This is a genomic window from Streptomyces sp. SKN60, assembly GCF_026236535.1.
Taxonomy (GTDB): domain Bacteria; phylum Actinomycetota; class Actinomycetes; order Streptomycetales; family Streptomycetaceae; genus Streptomyces.
Map to the genome: position 1 here is coordinate 101135 of NZ_JAHTMW010000015.1, position 18304 is coordinate 119438.

General features: G+C 73.8%; 19 protein-coding genes. 10 read left to right on the forward strand and 9 right to left on the reverse strand.

The window, feature by feature from the left end; all coding sequences use genetic code 11:
* The first annotated feature begins 51 nt into the window (after window positions 1-51).
* Complete coding sequence (locus KV205_RS24895; protein WP_265866889.1) at window positions 52-921, forward strand: DMT family transporter; 870 nt, start codon at window positions 52-54, stop codon at window positions 919-921.
* Window positions 922-1096: 175 nt separating this feature from the next.
* Here KV205_RS24895 and KV205_RS24900 read toward each other — a convergent pair whose 3' ends face one another.
* Window positions 1097-1870, reverse strand: a complete 774-nt coding sequence (locus KV205_RS24900) for an acyltransferase (RefSeq protein ID WP_265866819.1) — start codon at window positions 1868-1870, stop codon at window positions 1097-1099.
* A gap of 148 nt (window positions 1871-2018) precedes the next feature.
* Here KV205_RS24900 and KV205_RS24905 point away from each other — a divergent pair, with 148 nt between their 5' ends.
* Window positions 2019-2564 (forward strand): gamma carbonic anhydrase family protein, encoded by a 546-nt coding sequence (locus KV205_RS24905; protein ID WP_265866820.1) that lies wholly within the window; start codon window positions 2019-2021, stop codon window positions 2562-2564.
* Between the two features lie 16 nt (window positions 2565-2580).
* Here KV205_RS24905 and KV205_RS24910 read toward each other — a convergent pair whose 3' ends face one another.
* Window positions 2581-3252, reverse strand: a complete 672-nt coding sequence (locus KV205_RS24910; protein WP_265866821.1) for a DedA family protein — start codon at window positions 3250-3252, stop codon at window positions 2581-2583.
* Window positions 3253-3420: 168 nt separating this feature from the next.
* Here KV205_RS24910 and KV205_RS24915 point away from each other — a divergent pair, with 168 nt between their 5' ends.
* On the forward strand, window positions 3421-4362 hold the full coding sequence (locus tag KV205_RS24915) for a DUF4232 domain-containing protein (RefSeq protein WP_265866822.1): 942 nt from the start codon (window positions 3421-3423) through the stop codon (window positions 4360-4362).
* A 60-nt stretch (window positions 4363-4422) separates the two neighbouring features.
* Here the strand turns inward: KV205_RS24915 and KV205_RS24920 are convergent, their stop codons facing one another.
* The gene (locus tag KV205_RS24920) at window positions 4423-4884 is read right to left on the reverse strand and encodes a DUF4442 domain-containing protein (RefSeq protein WP_265866823.1); all 462 of its coding nucleotides are present in this window, start codon (window positions 4882-4884) and stop codon (window positions 4423-4425) included.
* A 94-nt stretch (window positions 4885-4978) separates the two neighbouring features.
* Between KV205_RS24920 and KV205_RS24925 the strand changes: the two genes are divergently transcribed.
* Both KV205_RS24925 and KV205_RS24930 read left to right on the forward strand, forming a co-directional pair.
* Window positions 4979-6088 (forward strand): hypothetical protein, encoded by a 1110-nt coding sequence (locus KV205_RS24925; RefSeq protein ID WP_265866824.1) that lies wholly within the window; start codon window positions 4979-4981, stop codon window positions 6086-6088.
* Window positions 6085-7410, forward strand: coding sequence for an MFS transporter (locus tag KV205_RS24930; RefSeq protein WP_265866825.1), 1326 nt, complete (start codon window positions 6085-6087; stop codon window positions 7408-7410). The genes KV205_RS24925 and KV205_RS24930 overlap by 4 nt, the downstream gene beginning before the upstream one ends.
* Here the strand turns inward: KV205_RS24930 and KV205_RS24935 are convergent.
* The 4 genes from KV205_RS24935 to KV205_RS24950 form a co-directional block, all read right to left on the reverse strand.
* On the reverse strand, window positions 7372-8217 hold the full coding sequence (locus KV205_RS24935) for a spermidine synthase (protein ID WP_265866826.1): 846 nt from the start codon (window positions 8215-8217) through the stop codon (window positions 7372-7374). The two genes, KV205_RS24930 and KV205_RS24935, sit on opposite strands and share 39 nt — an antisense overlap.
* 122 nt (window positions 8218-8339) lie before the next feature.
* Window positions 8340-9200 carry a patatin-like phospholipase family protein gene (locus tag KV205_RS24940; protein WP_265866827.1) on the reverse strand — a complete coding sequence of 287 codons (861 nt, stop codon included), beginning with the start codon at window positions 9198-9200 and terminating at the stop codon, window positions 8340-8342.
* An 87-nt stretch (window positions 9201-9287) separates the two neighbouring features.
* Window positions 9288-10460, reverse strand: coding sequence for an elongation factor Tu (tuf, locus tag KV205_RS24945; RefSeq protein WP_265866828.1), 1173 nt, complete (start codon window positions 10458-10460; stop codon window positions 9288-9290).
* Window positions 10461-10810: 350 nt separating this feature from the next.
* The gene (locus KV205_RS24950; RefSeq protein ID WP_265866829.1) at window positions 10811-11512 is read right to left on the reverse strand and encodes a DNA alkylation repair protein; all 702 of its coding nucleotides are present in this window, start codon (window positions 11510-11512) and stop codon (window positions 10811-10813) included.
* Window positions 11513-11600: 88 nt separating this feature from the next.
* Between KV205_RS24950 and KV205_RS24955 the strand changes: the two genes are divergently transcribed.
* A complete protein-coding gene (locus KV205_RS24955; protein ID WP_265866830.1) occupies window positions 11601-12320 on the forward strand; it encodes a TVP38/TMEM64 family protein in 720 nt (239 codons plus the stop codon).
* 17 nt (window positions 12321-12337) lie between these two features.
* On the opposite strand, the gene KV205_RS24960 is transcribed toward KV205_RS24955, so the two are convergent.
* The gene (locus tag KV205_RS24960) at window positions 12338-13507 is read right to left on the reverse strand and encodes a thiolase family protein (RefSeq protein ID WP_265866831.1); all 1170 of its coding nucleotides are present in this window, start codon (window positions 13505-13507) and stop codon (window positions 12338-12340) included.
* Between the two features lie 114 nt (window positions 13508-13621).
* Between KV205_RS24960 and KV205_RS24965 the strand changes: the two genes are divergently transcribed.
* The 4 genes from KV205_RS24965 to lnt all read left to right on the forward strand — a co-directional run bounded on the left by KV205_RS24965 (window position 13622) and on the right by lnt (window position 17427).
* The gene (locus KV205_RS24965) at window positions 13622-14083 is read left to right on the forward strand and encodes a helix-turn-helix domain-containing protein (protein ID WP_265866832.1); all 462 of its coding nucleotides are present in this window, start codon (window positions 13622-13624) and stop codon (window positions 14081-14083) included.
* A 101-nt stretch (window positions 14084-14184) separates the two neighbouring features.
* Window positions 14185-15060: an undecaprenyl-diphosphate phosphatase gene (locus tag KV205_RS24970; RefSeq protein ID WP_265866833.1), complete on the forward strand. Its 876-nt coding sequence runs from the start codon at window positions 14185-14187 to the stop codon at window positions 15058-15060.
* A gap of 95 nt (window positions 15061-15155) precedes the next feature.
* Window positions 15156-15593, forward strand: coding sequence for a nuclear transport factor 2 family protein (locus tag KV205_RS24975; RefSeq protein WP_265866834.1), 438 nt, complete (start codon window positions 15156-15158; stop codon window positions 15591-15593).
* 52 nt (window positions 15594-15645) lie between these two features.
* Window positions 15646-17427: an apolipoprotein N-acyltransferase gene (lnt, locus tag KV205_RS24980; protein WP_265866835.1), complete on the forward strand. Its 1782-nt coding sequence runs from the start codon at window positions 15646-15648 to the stop codon at window positions 17425-17427.
* On the opposite strand, the gene KV205_RS24985 is transcribed toward lnt, so the two are convergent.
* A complete protein-coding gene (locus KV205_RS24985; protein WP_265866836.1) occupies window positions 17351-18256 on the reverse strand; it encodes a Gfo/Idh/MocA family protein in 906 nt (301 codons plus the stop codon). The genes lnt and KV205_RS24985 overlap by 77 nt on opposite strands.
* Window positions 18257-18304 lie beyond the last annotated feature (48 nt).

Below are 18304 nucleotides of genomic sequence, written 5' to 3' on the forward strand. Positions count from 1 at the left end.
TGCACCCCATTGTTCACCGCACTGTACTGCGAGGCACCCCCGATGACCGCACTGACGGCGCTGTTCGCCCTGGGCACCAGTCTGCTCTGGGGGCTCGCCGACTTCGGCGGCGGTCTGCTGACCCGCCGCTTCCCCGCCCTGACCGTGGTCGTGGTCTCGCAGTCGATCGCCGTCGTCGTCCTCGGCGCCGTGGTGCTCGCCACCGGCGCCTTCGACGAGGCCGGTCCGCGGCTCTGGTACGCGGTGGCGGCCGGCGTGGTCGGTCCCGTCGCGATGCTCGCCTTCTACAAGGCGCTCGCCCTCGGCCCGATGGGCGTGGTCTCGCCGCTCGGCTCGCTGGGCGTGGTGGTCCCGGTCGGCGTGGGCCTGATGCTCGGCGACCGGCCCGGGCTTCTGCAGTTCGCGGGCATCGCGGTGGCCGTCCTCGGCGTGGTCCTCGCGGGCGGCCCCGAACTGCGCGGCGCGCCGGTGCAGCGGCAGGCGGTGCTGCTCACCCTGGTCGCGGCCTTCGGCTTCGGCGCCGTGATGGCGCTGATCTCCGAGGCGTCCACCACCCTGACCGGCCTCTTCCTCGCGCTGTTCGTGCAGCGCGTCGCCAATGTCGCGGTCGGCGGGGCGGCCCTGTGGGTCTCCGTACGGCGCGGCGGCCGGGCGCTGCCCGAGGACGGCGGCGGCCTGCGGGCGATCGCCGCCTCGCTCCCCGCGCTCGCCTTCATCGGTCTCGCGGACGTCGCCGCCAACGGCACCTACGCGCTGGCCGCGCAGCGCGGCCCGGTCACCGTGGCCGCGGTGCTCGCGAGCCTCTACCCGGTGGTGACGGCGCTCGCCGCGCGCGGCGTGCTCAAGGAACGGCTGCGCGCGGTGCAGGCGGCCGGCGCGGGACTGGCCCTGGTCGGCACGGTCCTGCTCGCGACGGGCTGACGGCGCGAAGACAGCTCCGCGCGCGTGCCGGGGCCCGGAGGGTGCCAGGCGCAGACCGCCGCGCCCGCAGGGCGTCGGCCCCGACGAGGTGCCGGCCTCGGCAGGCGCCGGGCCGCGAGGCCACGGGCCCGCAAGAGGACTGGGCCGTGTCCGGAAGAGACGGCCTGGGCGCCCGTCAGCTCTCCAGGTTCGCCAGCTCGTCCAGCTCGTCGAGGCCCAGGCCCGCGAGGGCGGCGAGCTGTTCGGGCGTGATGCCCTCGGGGAGCGGGCGGGGCGCGGGGGTGCGCAGCGGTGGCTGCCAGCCCTTCTCGGGGTCGTAGGAGCGGACCACCTTGGCCGGGGCGCCGGCCACCACCGCGTGGTCGGGCACCTCGCCGCGTACGACCGCGCCGGCGGCGACCACGACGTTCCGGCCGAGCCGGGCGCCGGGCAGGATCACCGCGCCGGTGCCGAGCCAGCAGCCGGGGCCTATGCGGACCGGCTCGGAGCGCGGCCACTGCCGGCCGATCGGCACGTCGGGGTCGTCGTAACTGTGGTTGGTCGAGGTGATGTAGACGTAGGGCCCGCAGTAGGTGTCGGAGCCGATGCTGATCGGCGCGTCGGCGATGACATGGCTGCCGCGGCCGAGGACGACGCCGTCGCCGAGGGTCAGCACGGTCTCCGTGCCGAGGTCGAGGTCCGGCAGCATGCCGGCGGTCAGGGTGACCTGCTCGGCGATGATGCAGCAGGCGCCGATCTCGATCCACTGCTCGCCGAACACGGTGCCCTGCGGGAACGCGAGCCGGGTGCCCTCGCCGAGCGCGCGGAAGCGCAGCCGTCCCGGGTGCTCGGCGGTGACCGCGCCCGCCTGCTGGATCCGGCGCCAGCCGCCCTGCAGGGCGCGGGCGACGGCGCGGCGCCGCCAGGCGGTCAGCGAGGAGAAAGAGAACGTGTTTCGGTTCCGGGGCACCCGGACACCGTAGTCGGCGGTGTCGTCGCTGATCAGTGCGGTGCGCTGTGATGTCCGTCATGGGCCGCGGCTACGCTTCGCAGGCAGGCGCGACCGACCGATCGGCCGACCCGATCGAACGACTGAAGAGCGAAGCAGGAGCGAGACGATGGCAGAGGCGACGGACGTGACCGGGGCGTTGATCAAGGGCGTGGGCGGCAAGGAGCCGGTGGTCGACCCGACCGCCTTCACGGCGCCGACCTCGGTGGTGCTCGGCGAGGTCACCCTCGGGCCGCGCGCCAGCGTCTGGTACCACACGGTGCTGCGGGCGGACTGCGGGCCGATCGAGGTCGGCGAGGAGGCGAACGTCCAGGACAACTGCACCGTGCACGTCGACCCGGGCTTCCCGGTGCGGATCGGCGCGCGGGTGACGATCGGTCACAACGCGACCGTGCACGGCTGCACCATCGAGGACGACGTGCTGGTCGGCATGGGCGCCACGGTCCTCAACGGGGCGGTGATCGGCGCGGGTTCACTGATCGCCGCGCAGGCGCTCGTCCCGCAGGGCATGGAGGTGCCGCCGGGTTCGCTGGTCGCGGGCGTGCCCGCGAAGGTGCGGCGGCCCCTGACCGAGGAGGAGCAGGCGGGCATCCGGCTGAATGCGGAGATGTACCTGCACCTGGCCAAGGGCCACGCCGAGGCGTTCGGCGCGTAGCGCGGCGGAACGGCCGCTACTCGGCTGCGGCGGTCGCCGTCGCAGCCGCCTCCGTTTCCGTCTTCGACCGGGTCTCGGCGGCCGCGGCGGCCTTCTTGGCCCGGTTCTTGATGATCAGCATCGAGGCGAGCCCGATGAGTACGGCGAGCACCAGGCCGAGCCAGGAGAAGCGCTTGAGCCAGGCCTCGGCGACGATGCCCACGGAGTAGATGACGGCCGTGGTGCCGCCGGCCCAGAGGATGCCGCCGAGCACGTTGGCGATGAGGAACTTCCAGTACGGCATGCGCAGCACGCCCGCGAGCGGGCCGGCGAAGATCCGCAGCAGCGCGACGAAGCGGCCGAAGAAGACCGCCCACATGCCCCACTTCTCGAAGGAGCGCTCGGCGAGCCCGATGTTGGCCTCGCTGAAGTGCTTGGGGAACTTCTTCCCGAGCCTGGTGAGCAGCGGCCGGCCGCCCTTGCGGCCGATCGCGTAGCCGATGGAGTCGCCGACGATCGCGCCGACACTGGCGCAGGCGCCCAGGACGTACGGGTTGATGTCGCCGTGCTGGGAGGCGAGCAGCGCGGAGCTGACGAGGACGATCTCGCCGGGCAGCGGGATGCCCAGGCTCTCGACCCCGATCACCACCCCGACCAGTGCGTAGACGGCGACCGCGGGGATCGTCTCCAGCCATTCCTGGACGTGCACGCGGGTTCCTCTCCCGTTGGGTGGCGCGATTCAGGGAAGCCTACCTTGGCGGCGCTGAGCGGCCTCTCAGCCCCGGAGGGCGGCCGGGGCTCCGCTTGTGACATCCCTGTGACCGGAACTATGGCTTCCCTCACAGGCGTCGGGTGTCGGCGCTGATGGGATGACCGGATGACGAAGCGCACCCCTGTCCTGCCGGTCCTCGCCGCGGCCGCCCTGCTGCTCACCGCCTGCGGGACGCAGCCGGCCGGCATCGGGGACGTCGAGGCGGGCGGACGCGCACCGGGCGCGCCGTCTGCCAGACCGGTGGACGACCCGGGCAAGGACGGCGTGCGGATCACCTCGCTGACCCTGCCGCCGCTCTCGCCCTCGCCCTCACCGTCGTCCTCGCCGTCGTCCTCGGACTCGGGGATCTCCGCCACGTACGAGGTCACCAACACCGGCACCGAGACCCTGACCTACACGGTGATCGTCACCTTCACGGACGCGGCCGGCGGGGCGATGTCCAACCAGACCGTGACCGTGCGGGACGTCGGCCCGGGGAAGACGGTGCACGGCACGGTACGGGCCGGGGAACTGCCGCCGAGCACGCCCCGGGTGACGGGGGCGAAGGTCTTCGAGGTGACCACGGTGCCGGCGGGCGAGGCCCCGGCCGAGGACGGCGCCTGCCCCGCGTCCGGCATCCGGGTCTACGCGGACCGGGGCGACGCGGCCATGGGGCTGCGCGTCGTGGGGCTGCACCTGGAGAACTGCGGCACCCGCGACTACACCGTGGAGGGCTATCCGCTCCTGGAGCTGCTCGACTCCCGGATGAAGCCGGTCGGCGGCATCGAGGTGCTGAAGGGCAGCGGGAAGATCACCACCGGCGCCGGTCCGGACGAGCCGCCGCGGCGGGTCGTGCTGCGACCCGCCGAGGCGGCGACCGCGACCCTGGTCTGGCGCAACACGACGGAGGCGGGCACGCCGGTGACCGTGCCCCATGTGCGGGTCCGGGCGAAGGCGGGCGCCGCTCCGGTGATCGTGACGCCGGAGCTCGATCTCGGCACGACGGGCCGGCTCGGGGTCCGGCCGTGGAAGAAGGCGGAGCGCTCGGCAGGAGCGTCCGCCGGGTGACGGCCCCCGGGGCGGTCCGGGCCCCGTCGCGGCCCGGGCGGTGCGGGGGACGTCAGGAGGTCACTTGCCCTGGCCGTTGGGGCGCAGGGTCCACAGGACCGTCATCTCGCCGGTGACGGCGCCGTCCTCGCGGGTGATCGCGATGTGGACGGGGAACTCGGGGCGGCTGCCCTCGTCGAGCTCGGCGACGACCTCGGCGGCCGGGCGGCCCAGGGTCGCGGTGGCGGTGACGACGCCCATGGCGAGCTTCTTGTAGGCGATGTCGGCGTTCACGGCGAGCGGGACGGCGCGGCCCAGCTGGTCGCCGAAGGCGGCCAGGACGATGGCGCCGCTGGCGGACTCGGCCAGGGTGAACATGGCGCCGGCGTGCGGGCCGCCGACGTGGTTGTGGTAGTCCGGCTGGTCCGGGAGACGCACGACGGCGCGCTCGGGGGTGGTCTCCAGGAACTCCAGGTTGAGGGTCCGGGCCATGGGCACCGTGGCGGCGAGCATCTCGCCGACGGTCATCTGGTCTGCGCTCATGGGCCGTGATGTTACCCACCAGTAGTAGTCTTCGCCATCCCCGCACGGGGGCGGCCGTAGCCCCGCACCCGCCACCCCTCTATCGTTACGGCCCATGTGGCCAGGACAGCAGCCGCCCGGGGGCGAGCAGAACCCGCAGGACCAGAGTCAGAACCCGTACGCGCAGCCGGGACAGCAGCCGGGCGCCCAGCCCGGCGCCCAGCCCGGCTACGGACAGCCGAATCCGTACCAGCAGCCGACCGTGCCGCAGCCCGCGTACGGCCAGCAGCCCAACCCGTACGCGCAGCCCGGGCAGCAGCCCGGCTACGGGCAGCCGAACCCGTACCAGCAGCCGACGGTGGCGCAGTACGGGATGCCCGGCCCGGCGCAGCCCGGCGGCGGTGACGGCGGGAAGAAGAAGCAGACGACGATCGTGGCGATCGTCGCCGCCGTCGCGGTCCTCGCGGCCGCCGGCGTGACCGCCTTCCTCGTCGTCGGCAAGGACGACGACAAGAAGGACCAGGCGGCCGACCCGAAGGCCTCGCAGTCGTCGAGCAGCACGCCGAGCGGCAGCACCTCCACGCCGCCGCTCGACAACCCGCGCAACGGCGCCGAGCACCAGCCGACGATCCCCGGCTGGAAGGTCGTCTACAACCCCAAGTACGGCACCCTCTTCGACGTCCCGCCGGACTGGGAGCTCTCCAAGCCCGGTGTGGTCACGTACTTCGAGGACGAGAAGAAGGGCGACGGCTCCCCCGTCGTCACCATGTCGGCGCCCGCGCACCTGAAGAGCAACTGGTGCGCGTACGACACCGACAAGAACGGCTCCGAGGAGACCTGGGGCCTGAGCACCGCCGGCACCAAGGGCGGCCAGGGCGCCAAGGACACCGCGGAGGCGGCGTACAACGAGGCCGGCAACTGGGTGTGGGCGGGCTACGCCCAGCACATGCCCAAGGGCACCATCAAGATCACCAAGGCCGTGCCGTTCACCTCCGCCTCGGGCCTGCAGGGCAGCATGGCGACCGCCGTCGCGCCCAACATCAAGAAGCGCAACAAGTGCGAGTCGGACGGCAAGTCCGTCGCCTTCTCCTTCAAGAACGCGAAGGGCGACTTCTCCTCCTTCGTGCTCTACGCCGCGGACGGCGTGAAGGAGGAGCTGTCGGACGACACCATCAAGAAGATCGTCTCCACCGTCCGGCTGGCCCCCGAGTCGCCGGAGTCGTGATCCCCGCTCGCATACCCGGCTGGGCGGGCCGGAACTACCTGCTGCTGACCGCCGCCGCGATCGTCACCAACCTGGGCACCCACGGTGCCCTGATCGCGGCGGCGTTCGCCGTCCTCCAGTCCGGCGGCGACGGCGGTGACGTGGGCCTGGTGGCGATGGCCCGCACCCTCCCGCTCGTGCTCTTCCTGCTCATCGGCGGCGCGGTCGCCGACCGGGTGCCCCGGCACCGGGTGATGGTCGCCGCGAACGCCCTCAACTGCGTCTCGCAGGCCGTGTTCGCGGTCCTCGTGCTCACCGGCGAGGCACGCCTGTGGCAGATGATGCTGCTGACCGCGCTGTGCGGCACCGGGCAGGCGTTCTTCAACCCGGCCGCCGAGGCCATGCTGATGTCCAGCGTGGACGGCGAGCAGGCCGGCCGCGCCTTCGCCCTCTTCCGGATGGCGATGAACGGCGCCGGCATCGGCGGCGCCGCGCTCGGCGGCGCGCTGATCGCCGCCGTCGGACCGGGCTGGGTGCTCGCCATCGACGCCGGCGCCTTCGCCGTCGCGGGCGCGCTGCGCGCCTTCCTCGACGTGCGGCACATCCCCGAGCGGGCGCCGGGCGGCGGGCTGCTCGCCGATCTGCGGGAGGGCTGGGACGAGTTCGCCGGCCGCCCCTGGCTGTGGTCGATCGTCGCCCAGTTCTCCATCGTGGTGGCGCTCGTCGGCGCGGCCGAGTCGGTGTACGGGCCGCTGGTCGCCCGGGATCAGCTGGGCGGCGCCCGGCCCTGGGGCCTCGCGCTCGCCGCGTTCGGCGTCGGCACGCTGGCCGGCGCGCTTCTGATGGCCCGCTGGAAACCGCGCCGGATGCTGCTCGTCGGCACCCTGTGCGTCTTCCCCATCGCGCTGCCCTCGGCGGCGCTCGCGGTGCCGCTCGACGTGGTCGGGCTCGGGGCGGCGATGTTCGTCAGCGGGGTCGCCATCGAGGTGTTCGGCGTGTCCTGGATGACGACGCTGCACCAGGAGATCCCCGAGGAGAAGCTGTCCCGGGTCTCGGCCTACGACTGGTTCGGCTCCACGGCGATGCTGCCGCTCTCCACGGCCCTCGCGGGGCCGGCGGAGACCGTTCTCGGCCGCGGTACGGCGCTGTGGGGGTCGGCGGCGCTGATCGTGCTCGTCACGGCGCTGGTGCTGCTGGTGCCGGACGTACGGAATCTGACGCGGCGTACGAAGCGGGTGACGGTCGCGGAGGCGGGGGCCGGGCCGGCTGCTCCTCCTTCTCCTCCTTCTCCTCCCTCTCCGTCCTCAGCCGATGCCGAAGGTGCCGTCCGGCGGGACGGGTGACGGCACGGCGTCCGCGTCGTGCACCGGCTGCGCGCCCCTGATGAACCGGACGACGTCCTCGCCCGACTCCACCCGCGCCGGGAACGGATCGGCGGCGGTACGGCGGGCGAGGCCCGCGAGGTCGGGCTCCCGGTCGGAGGCGATCAGGACGGCGTTACCGAACCGGCGCCCGCGCAGCACGGCCGGTTCGGCGACGAGCGCGAGCTCGGGGAAGACGGCGGCGAAGGTGGCGAGCTGGCCGCGCAGGAAGTCGAAGGGCGCGCCGTCGGCGAGGTTCGCCGCGTAGACGCCGCCCGGGCGCAGGACGCGGCGGGCCTCGTGGGCGTACTCGACGGAGGTGAGGTGCGCGGGGACCCGCGAGCCGCCGAAGACGTCGGCGATCAGCACGTCGGCCGAGTCCGCCGGCTCGTCCGCCAGCCAGGCGCGGGCGTCCGCGCCGTGCACGGCGATACCGGAGTCCGGCGGCAGCGGCAGCTGCTCGGCGACCAGGTCGAGCAGCCCCAGGTCGGCCTCGGCGACCCGCTGCCGGGAGCCGGGCCGGGTGGCCGCCACGTAGCGGGGCAGGGTGAGCGCCCCGCCGCCCAGGTGGACGACGTCGAGCGGGGCGCCCTCGTCGGCGACCAGGTCCAGGAGGTGGGCGAGCCGCTGCGCGTACTCGAACTCCAGGTGGGCCGGGTCGTCGAGGTCGACGTACGACTGGGGCGCGCCGTCGACGGTCAGCAGCCAGCCGTGCTCGGTGTCCACGTCGGGCATGAGGCGGGCGGTGCCGCCGTCGACGTCACGGATGACGGGAATCTGGTCGTTCACCTGCTCATTGTGCCCACAGCACGCTGACCGCGTTCGCGTGGGCCGCCGCCTGCGCCCGGCCCGCCCGCGCGGCCGGACCACGGCGAGTCACGCGGACGACGCGAACCCGGTCACTCACCCACTCATAGCGCCCACAGCACGCCGACCGCGTTCGCGTGGGCCGCCGCCTGCGCCCGGCCCGCCCGCGCGGCCGGACCACGGCGGGTCAGGTCGAACCGGTCGCGGCCGAAGGCCCGCTTGGACTCGGCGTCGGGCGTGATGACCTCGACGCGGGCGCCGGCGGCGGCGAGCGCGGCGGCCTGGCGGGCCGGGGAGTGCAGCGCCCTGTTGCGGGCGGCGCTGGGCGCGACGATCACGACGCGCTCGTAGCCGGCGGCGAGGTGCGCGTTGGCGGTGGAGTGCAGGCCGCCGTCGATCCAGCGGCGCCCGGCGAGTTCGACCACCGGCCAGGCGCCGGGGATGGCGCAGCTCGCGGTGACGGCGTCGACGAGGGGGACGCCCGCGGCCCGGTCGAAGGCGGTGAGTGCGCCGCTGTCGGCGTCCACGGCGGTGATCAGCAGCCGCGGCTCCTCCGGCCACTTCGCCTCGCCCCCGAGCCGGCCGGCCACGACCGCCCGCCGCGCCTCGGGCGCCACGGTGTCGGCCGCGCTCGCGAGCCGGCCGAGCTTGCGCCCGTACTCCTCGGGCGTACGGGACCCGAGCACGGCGAGCGCGTAACGCAGGACCTGCCCGGGCCGCAGCCGCGCGGGCAGCTCGCCCTCCGCCTCCCCGAACTGCCCCTCGTACAGCTCCCCGAGCGCCATCCCCGCGCCCACCACCTGCGCCGCGACGACCGCCCCGGCCGAACTCCCGACCACCAGATCGGCCTCGCTCAGGTCCATCCCCGCCTCGGCCAGCCCCCACAACACCCCGATCTCCCAAGCGGCCCCGGTCATCCCGCCCGCGCCCAGAACCAGTGCCGTCCGCCTCGCTGTGTCGATCATGGGAGGAGTCTTACGGAGGGGTTGGGACGGGTTGTCCGCCGGGGCCCGGAAGCAGTGCTTCCGGGCCCCGGCGACGCCGTACCGGCCTCAGAGCACCTCCGTCACCGTGCCCGCGCCCACCGTGCGGCCGCCCTCACGGATCGCGAAGCCGAGGCCGGGCTCCAGGGGGAGGTCGCGGCCGAGTTCGACGGTCATGGTGAGGGTGTCGCCGGGGCGGGCGGTGGGGGTGGTGGGGCCGAGGTCGACGGTGCCGACGACGTCGGCGGTGCGGAGGTAGAACTGGGGGCGGTAGCCGGTGGTGATCGGGGTGGCGCGGCCGCCCTCGCGGGTGGAGAGGACGTACACGCGCGCCGTGAAGCGGCGGCGGGGGGCGAGGGTGCCGGGCGCGGCGACGACGTGGCCGCGGCGGACGGCGCCGCGCGGGACGCCGCGGAGGAGCAGGGCGACGTTGTCGCCGGCCTGGGCCGACTCCATCGGGCGGCCGAAGGTCTCCACGCCGGTGACCACGGTCTCGGTGTCCGGGCCGTGGACCATGACGCGGTCGCCGACCCGGACCGTGCCGCGCTCGACGGCTCCGGTGACGACGGTGCCGCGCCCGGTGATGGTGAGCACGCTCTCCACCGGCAGCAGGAACGGCGCCTCCACATAGCGCACCGGCACCGGCACGTACGTGTCGACCGCGTCGAGCAGCGCGTCCACGGACGCCGTCCAGCGCGGGTCGCCCTCCAGGGCGCGCAGCCCGGAGACCCGGACCACGGGCACCGCGTCGCCGCCGTAGCCGTGCGCGGTGAGCAGTTCCCGTACCTCCAGCTCGACCAGGTCGGTCAGCTCGTCGTCCGCGCCGTCCGCCTTGTTGAGCGCCACGACGATGTGGTCGACGCCGACCTGACGGGCCAGCAGGACGTGCTCGGCGGTCTGCGGCATGATCCCGTCGAGCGCGGACACGACGAGGATCGCCCCGTCGAGCTGCGCCGCGCCGGTGATCATGTTCTTGACGTAGTCGGCGTGGCCGGGCATGTCGACGTGCGCGTAGTGACGGGTGTCCGTCTCGTACTCGACGTGCGCCACGTTGATGGTGATGCCGCACCGGGCCTCCTCCGGGGCCCGGTCGATCCGGTCGAAGGCCACGTAGCGGGTGGCCCCGCGCTCGCTGAGGACCTTGGTGATGGCGGCGGTGAGAGTGGTCTTGCCGTGGTCGACGTGACCCATGGTGCCGATGTTGAGGTGCGGCTTGGTGCGGGCGTAGACCTGCTTGGACATGACGATGTCGCTCGATTCCCTGCTCGAAGCGTGAGTGGGGACCCCGGGGCTCAACCGACCCTCCCCCTGAGGGGTCCGCCGGACGGTCCGGGGAGGGTCAGCTTCGGTCGCCGCCGGGCAGCGCGCAGACGGCAGCCTTCGGCGCGTCCGCGACTGCGGACGGCGCTGCGGGGAAGGCGTACCGGGACATGCGTCCGATGATGGCCGGTCGGGTTCCCGCCGTCGAACGAATTACGGTGCGGCCGCGCCGACTTCACACGACCGCGGCCCCGCTCAGGACTCGGGGGTCAGAGGCCGGAGGTCAGAGGTCAGAGGTCGGAGGTCGGAGGTCGGAGGTCGGAGGTCGGAGGTCAGAGGTTCTTCAGGGCCTCGCGCACCGACAGCGGCGAGAGCCGCGAGCCGTTCTGCGCGACGAACGCCCGCACCTCGCCCGGCGCCGTCTTGGCGTACTCGCGCAGCGCCCAGCCGATCGCCTTGCGGATGAAGAAGTCGGGGTGGCCGGAGCGGAGCAGGCAGTAGGAGAAGAGCCGGTCGGCGTCGGTGTCCGCCTTGTGGCGGAGCTGGTGGAGGAGGGCGGTGCGGGCCACCCACAGGTCCTCGTCGGCGATCCACTCGTCCATCGTCCCGGCCAGCTCCGGGTCGGCGGCGACCAGGCCGCCGACCACGTGCGCGGCGAGGTGGTCGACGGTGTCCCACCAGGAGACGGTGGTGACGAGCGTGCGGGCCACCGGCAGGAAGCCGGAGGAGCAGCGCTTGACGTGGCGGCGCAGGTAGTCGACGGCGAAGTAGTGGTACTCGCGCTCGGGCAGCGCGAAGCAGCGCAGCGCCACGGCGGAGCAGTCGGACTCGGCGGGGGCGGGCAGGCCGGCCAGGACGGTGCGGGACAGGGCCCGCCGCTCGGGGGTGCCCACGCCGAGGAAGGGCGCGACGCCCTTCATGTACGCGATCATCTCCTGCGCCCGGAAGGGGTCGCCGGCCGCGGGATACACCTCGGTGAGGCGGGTGAGCACCGTGTCGGCGAGGGTGCTCTCGGGGACGGCGGTCGTGGTCACCGTTTCACTCTAGAAGCCGTGGACTCCGAAAGCCCTGGCGGCGGCGCTCGGACGGCGATCACGGGCCGGTGTCGGTTACGCTCCCCGAATGCTGCTCTCGCCCAAGGCCCGGCTGGCGTATCTCGCCCTGATCCTGCTCTCCGCGGGCGTGTCGGTGCTGCTGTTCGAACCGCAGCGGCTGCTGTCCGCGGGCTGGCCGCCGCAGCTGAGCGGCGCGGGCGCCGTGCTGGTCTTCGGGCTCGCGTACGGGGTGTGCACGGCGGCCCTGGTGCCGCGGCCGATCCTGAATCTGGCGGCGGGGGCGCTGTTCGGCACCCAGGCGGGCTTCGCGGCGGCGCTCGGCGGCACGGTCCTGGGCGCGGGTCTGTCGTTCGCGCTGGGCCGGGCGCTCGGCCAGGAGGCGCTGCGCCCCTATGTACGGGGCCGGTGGCTGAAGGCGGCGGACGGCCAGCTGAGCCGGCACGGGTTCCGGTCGATGCTGGCGATCCGCCTCTTCCCCGGGATGCCGTTCGTGGTGGCGAACTACGCGGCCGCCGTCTCCCGGATGCGGTGCCTGCCGTTCCTTCTCGCGACCGCGCTCGGCTCCGTACCGAACACGGTGGCGTATGTGATCGCGGGCAGCGAGGCGACGTCCCCGACCTCCCCCGCCTTCCTGATCTCGACGGGCTTCATCGTCCTGTCGGCGGCGGTCGCCGCGGTGGTGGGCTGGCGCAAGCGGCACCATCTCCGGGCGGCGGCCTCGGGCGGGGGCGCGGCAGCCCCGGCCGACCCGGCTCCGCAGGAGGAGCGGGAGCCGGTGTCGGCCTGAGCCTCAGCCGCTCGGGGTTACAGCGCCTCGACGATCATCGCGTTCGCCAGGCCGCCCGCCTCGCACATCGCCTGCAGGCCGTAACGGCCGCCGCGCGCCCGCAGGGCGTGCACCAGGGTGGTGGTGAGCCGGGTGCCGCTGGCGCCGAGCGGGTGACCGAGGGCGATGGCGCCGCCGTGCACGTTGACCTTGGCCGGGTCGGCGCCGGTCTCCTGCTGCCAGGCGAGCACGACGCTCGCGAAGGCCTCGTTGATCTCGAAGAGGTCGATGTCCGCGAGGTCGAGGCCGGCGCGGCGCAGCACCTTCTCGGTGGCGGGGATGACGCCGGTGAGCATGAGCAGCGGGTCGGAGCCGGTGACGGCGAAGGAGTGCAGCCGGGCGAGCGGGCGCAGGCCGAGGGCGCGGGCGGTCTCGGCGGCCATGACGAGGACGGCGGAGGCGCCGTCGTTGACCGGGCTGCTGTTGCCGGCGGTGACGGACCAGTCGATCTGCGGGAAGCGCTCGGCGAAGCCGGGGTCCTCGAAGGAGGGCCGGAGTCCGGCGAGGATCTCGGGGGTGGTGGCGGGCCGCACGGACTCGTCGCGGCGCACGTCCCCGTACGGCACGACCTGATCGTCGAAGAGTCCGTCGGCCCAGCTGCGCGCGGCCTTGGTGTGCGAGGCGGAGGCGAACTCGTCCATGGCGGCGCGGCTCAGCGACCACTTGGCGGCGATGAGCTCGGCGCTGATGCCCTGCGGGACCAGGCCGTCGGGGTAGCGGGCGGCGACTCCGGGGCCGAAGGGGTCGGCGCCGGGCGGCACGTTGGACCACATCGGGACGCGGCTCATCGACTCGACGCCGCAGGCCACGGCGATGTCGTACGCGCCGGACATGACTCCCTGGGCGGCGAAGTGCACGGCCTGCTGGGAGGAGCCGCACTGCCGGTCGACGGTGGTGGCGGGCACGGTCTCGGGGAGGCCGGCGCCCAGCCAGGCGTACCGGGTGGTGTTCATGGCCTGCTCGCCGACCTGGTCGACGGTGCCGCCGATGACGTCGTCGACGCGGGCGGGGTCGATCCCGGCCCGGTCGATCAGGGCGCGCAGGGTGTGGGAGAGGAGGGCGACGGGGTGGACGTCGGCGAGGGATCCGCCGGGCTTGCCCTTCCCGATGGGCGTTCGGACTGCTTCGACGATGACGGCGTCGCGCATGACACGGCTCCTGGGGTGCAGGGTTGGATAACTGGACCAACACTCGTCGGTAACATAACCCAGTGAGTTGGATTTTCAAACCCTCCCACCCCTCGCTGCCTTAGGCTTGGGCCCATGAAGGCCGCTCCCCGCCCCTGCTCCATCGCCGACACGCTCGCGCTGGTCGGCGAGAAGTACTCGTTCCTCGTGCTGCGCGAGATCTCCCTCGGCGTCCGCCGCTTCGACCGCATCGCCCGCAACACCGGCGCCCCGCGCGACATCCTCACCGCCCGCCTCAAGCGCCTCGTCGAGGCCGGGGTCCTGGAGAAGGTGGCGTACAGCGAGCGGCCGAAGCGCTACGAGTACCGGGCCACGCCGTCCGGCGAGGAACTGGCGCCGGTGCTGCTGACCCTGATGGCCTGGGGCGACCGCCACCTCAACCCGGACGCCCGGCCGGTGCTCCTGGAGCACAGCTGCGGCGAGGTCCTCGACCCCCGGGTGGTGTGCGGGCACTGCGGCGCGGCGCCGGACCCCACCACCCTCAAGCACCACATGCAGGCCCCGGGCTGGACCACGGCGGGCCCGGTGGAGGGCTGACCCGGGGGGCTCAGGCCCCGTGGCGGGCGCGTCATCTCGGGACGGTACGCTGCGCACCGACCTTATGACCGCACAAGCACATTCGGGACGGCCCTGGCCCCATGAGTTGGTTCGAATCGTTCATCCTCGGGCTCGTCCAGGGGCTCACGGAGTTCCTTCCCATCTCCTCCAGCGCGCACCTGCGGCTCACCGCCGCCTTCGCCGGCTGGGAGGACCCGGGCGCCGCGTTCACGGCCATCACCCAGATCGGCACCGAGACCGCGGTCATCATCTACTTCCGCAAGGACATCGGGCGGATCATCTCGGCCTGGTTCCGCTCGCTCTTCGACAAGGCGATGCGCTCCGACCACGACGCCCAGATGGGCTGGCTGGTCATCGTCGGCTCGATCCCGATCGGCGTCTTCGGCATCACGCTCAAGGACCAGATCGAGGGCCCGTTCCGTGATCTGCGGCTCACCGCCGCCACGCTGATCGTCATGGGCATCGTGCTCGGCGTCGCCGACCGGCTCGCGGCCCGCGACGAGCTGGGCGGCCGGCACCGGGCCGCGCGCGAGCGCAAGACGCTGGCAGAGCTCGGCATCAAGGACGGCCTGATCTACGGCGTCTGCCAGGCGATGGCCCTGATCCCGGGCGTCTCCCGGTCCGGCGCCACCATCTCCGGCGGTCTGCTCATGGGCTACACCCGTGAGGCCGCCGCCCGCTACTCCTTCCTGCTCGCCATCCCCGCGGTGGTCGCCTCCGGCGGCCTGGAGCTCAAGGACGCGGCCGAGGGCGGCCACGTCTCCTGGGGCCCGACGATCTTCGCCACGATCATCGCGTTCGTGGTGGGCTACGTGGTGATCGCGTGGTTCATGAAGTTCATCTCCACGAAGTCCTTCATGCCATTCGTGATCTACCGGATCCTGCTCGGCATCGTGCTCCTCGTGCTGGTCGCCACCGGTGTGCTCAGCCCGCACGCCGGTGAGTCCGCGGGCTGACCGCACCGGAACCGCCGGCACCGACGCCGAGGGCCCGTACAGCTGAAGCCGTACGGGCCCTTGGCGTCTCGCGTCCGCTGCCCGACACTGAGCCGATGACGCAGCGCGTGGATCTCGCCGGCGTGATGGACCGGCTCGCCCTCGACGACCTGGTCACCGGCTACGCCGTGGCCGTGGACGACTCCGACTGGACCGCGTACCGGGCGCTGTTCGCCCCGGGCGGCCGCGCCGACTACCGGGGCTCGGGCGGGATGGAGGGGCCGGCCGCGGAGGTCGCCGAGTGGCTGGCCGGGACGATGCGGCTCTTTCCCGTACGACAGCACCTCATCGTCAACCGCCGGTTCCGGGTGGCGGACGGAGGGGGCTTTCCGGGTGACACGGCCAGCGTGCGCGCCGACTACGTGAACCCGATGCGCTTCGAGTCGGGCGAGGATTTCGTGTGCGGCGGGCGGTACGCCTTCACCGCGCTCCGCACGGACGCCGGCTGGCGGCTGCGCGGCGTGGTGGTCGAGGAGAGGTGGCGCCGTATGTGAGGCCCGCCGGGACCGGCGCGCGCACACTGGAGGCGACACCTGGAGGCAGGGCATGCGGATCCCGTTCGCGCACCGGCCGGAGGCGGCCGGGACGGCGCCCGGAGCGGGCACGGGCACCGGGCCGGACGCGGGGACCGGCCCGGGTACGGACACGGGGCCGGACACCGCGCCCGGCCCGGGTACGGACACGAGGCTCGGCCCGGGTACGGGCACCGGGACCGCTCCGGCTGCTCCTCCCGGCGCCGGGGCCCCGCCGGGCGGCCGGCTCCACGGGCTCGGGCGGTCCGGGCTCGCGTTCCTCCTCGGGGCGCTGCCCGCCCTCGCCTTCCCCGAGCCCGGCCTGTGGTGGTGGGCGTATCTGGCGCTCGTCCCCTGGCTGCTGCTGATCCGCACGGCGCCCGACCAGCGCCGGGCCGGTCTGGACGGCTGGTGCGGCGGGATCGGGTTCATGGTGGCCGTGCACCACTGGCTGCTGCCCAGCCTGCATGTCTTCCTGCTGGTGATCGCCGCACTGCTCGGACTCCTGTGGCTGCCCTGGGGGCGGCTGGTACGGGCGATGCTGGGCGGGACGTCGTCGCCGCGCCGGGCGGCGGCCGCGCTGCTTGTCGTACCTTCCGGCTGGTTGCTCGTCGAGCTGGTCCGCTCCTGGCAGGGCCTCGGCGGGCCCTGGGGGCTGCTCGGGGCGAGCCAGTGGCAGGTGCCGGCCGGGCTGCGGCTCGCCTCGGTCGGCGGGGTGTGGCTGGTGACGCTGCTCGTGGTGGCCGTGAACACGGCCGTCGCCCTGTTCCTCGCCGTACCGCCGCTGCGCCGTACCGCCGTGGCCGGGCTGCTGTGCTGCGCCCTCCTCGTGGGCCTGGCGTGGTGGGCCGGCGCGCCCTCGCGCGGCGCGGGCACGGTGCGGATCGCGGTGGTGCAGCCCGGACTGATCCCGCCGCCGGGCCAGCGCTTCGACCGGAGCGAGGAGCTGACCAGGACGCTGGCCGGGCAGCGCCTCGACCTGGTGGTGTGGGGCGAGAGCAGCGTCGGCACCGACCTGTCGGCCCGGCCGGACCTCACGGCGCGACTGACCACGCTCGCCCGGGCCGTGGACGCGCCGATCCTGGTGAACGTGGACGCGCGCCGCTCGGACCGGCCGGGGATCTTCAAGAGCGCGATCCTGATCGACCGGGACGGGCCGACGGGCGAGCGGTACGACAAGATGCGGCTCGTGCCGTTCGGCGAGTACATCCCGGCCCGGCCGGTGCTCGGCTGGGCGACCTCGGTGGGCAAGGCGGCCGGCGAGGACCGGCACCGCGGCACGGCGCCGGTGGTGATGACGCTGCCGGCGGCGGCCGGGCCCGGGCCTGCGGGGCTGCGGATCGGGCCGCTGATCTGCTTCGAGACCGCCTTCCCCGACATGAGCCGGCGGCTCGCCCGGGACGGCGCGGACGTGCTGGTCGCCCAGTCCTCGACCTCGACCTTCCAGCACTCCTGGGCGCCCGCGCAGCACGCCTCGCTGGGCGCGCTGCGGGCGGCGGAGACGGGCCGCCCCGTGGTGCACGCGACGCTGACCGGGATCAGCGCCGCGTACGGTCCCGACGGGCGGCGGATCGGGCCCGAGCTCGGCATGGCCAGCAGTACGTCGGCCGTCTACGCGCTGCCGCTCGGCGGGGGTCCGACGCTGTACGAGCGGACGGGCGACTGGGCGGTGTACGGGGCGTTCGCCGTGATCGTCCTGGCCTGCCTCGGCGGGCGGCCGTGGCGCCGGGCGCCGGTGCTCAGGAGGCCTGGGCGAGCACCTGGCGCACCACGTACTCGCACAGCTCGTGGGTCCGCAGGGCGTCCCGGGCGCTGAGCGTCCGGCCCGCGCGCACGGCGTCGAGGAAGCCGGTCACGGACTGCTCGATGCCGCGCTGGCGGGCCACCGGCACCCAGTCGCCGCGCCGGCGCACGCTGGGCTGGCCCTTGTGGTCGACGACCTCGGCGAGGTTGAGGACCTGGCGCTTGGTGTCCTGTCCGGAGACCTCCAGGATCTCCTCGGTGGAGCCGTTGAGGCGGTTCATCATGCCGATGGCGGTGAAGCCGTCGCCGGAGAGCTGGAGCACCACGTGGTGCAGCAGTCCGTCGCGGACCCGGGCGCGCACATCGGTGTGCTCGACCTCGCCGGGGACGAGGAAGCGCAGGGTGTCGACGACGTGGATGAAGTCGTCGAGGACGAAGGTGCGCGGGTCCTCGGGCAGTCCGATGCGGTTCTTCTGCATGAGGATCAGTTCGCGCGGGTGGTCCGCGCACTGGGCGTAGGCGGGGGCGAGGCGGCGGTTGAAGCCGACGGCGAGGCCGACTCCGCGCTTCTCGGCGAGGGCGACCAGGGCCTCGGAGTCGGCGTACTCGTAGGCGAGCGGCTTGTCGACGTAGGTGGGCACGCCGGCCTCCAGGAGCCGGGTGACGATCTCGGCGTGGGCGGAGGTGGCGGCGTGCACGAAGGCGGCGTCGAGTCCGGCGGCGAGCAGTGAGTCGAGGTCGGCGTGACGGCGGGCGGCGGGCAGGTGGTAGGTGTCGCCGAGTTCGCCGAGGGTGGTGCGGCTGCGGGTCTGCAGGTGGAGTTCGACGCCGGGAAGGGCGGTCAGGACGGGCAGGTAGGCCTTGCGCGCGATGTCGCCCAGTCCGATGCAGCCAACCTTCACGGGGGTTCTCCTTGCCCTTGTCGCCTCGTCGTCGCCGCGCGCGGCGGT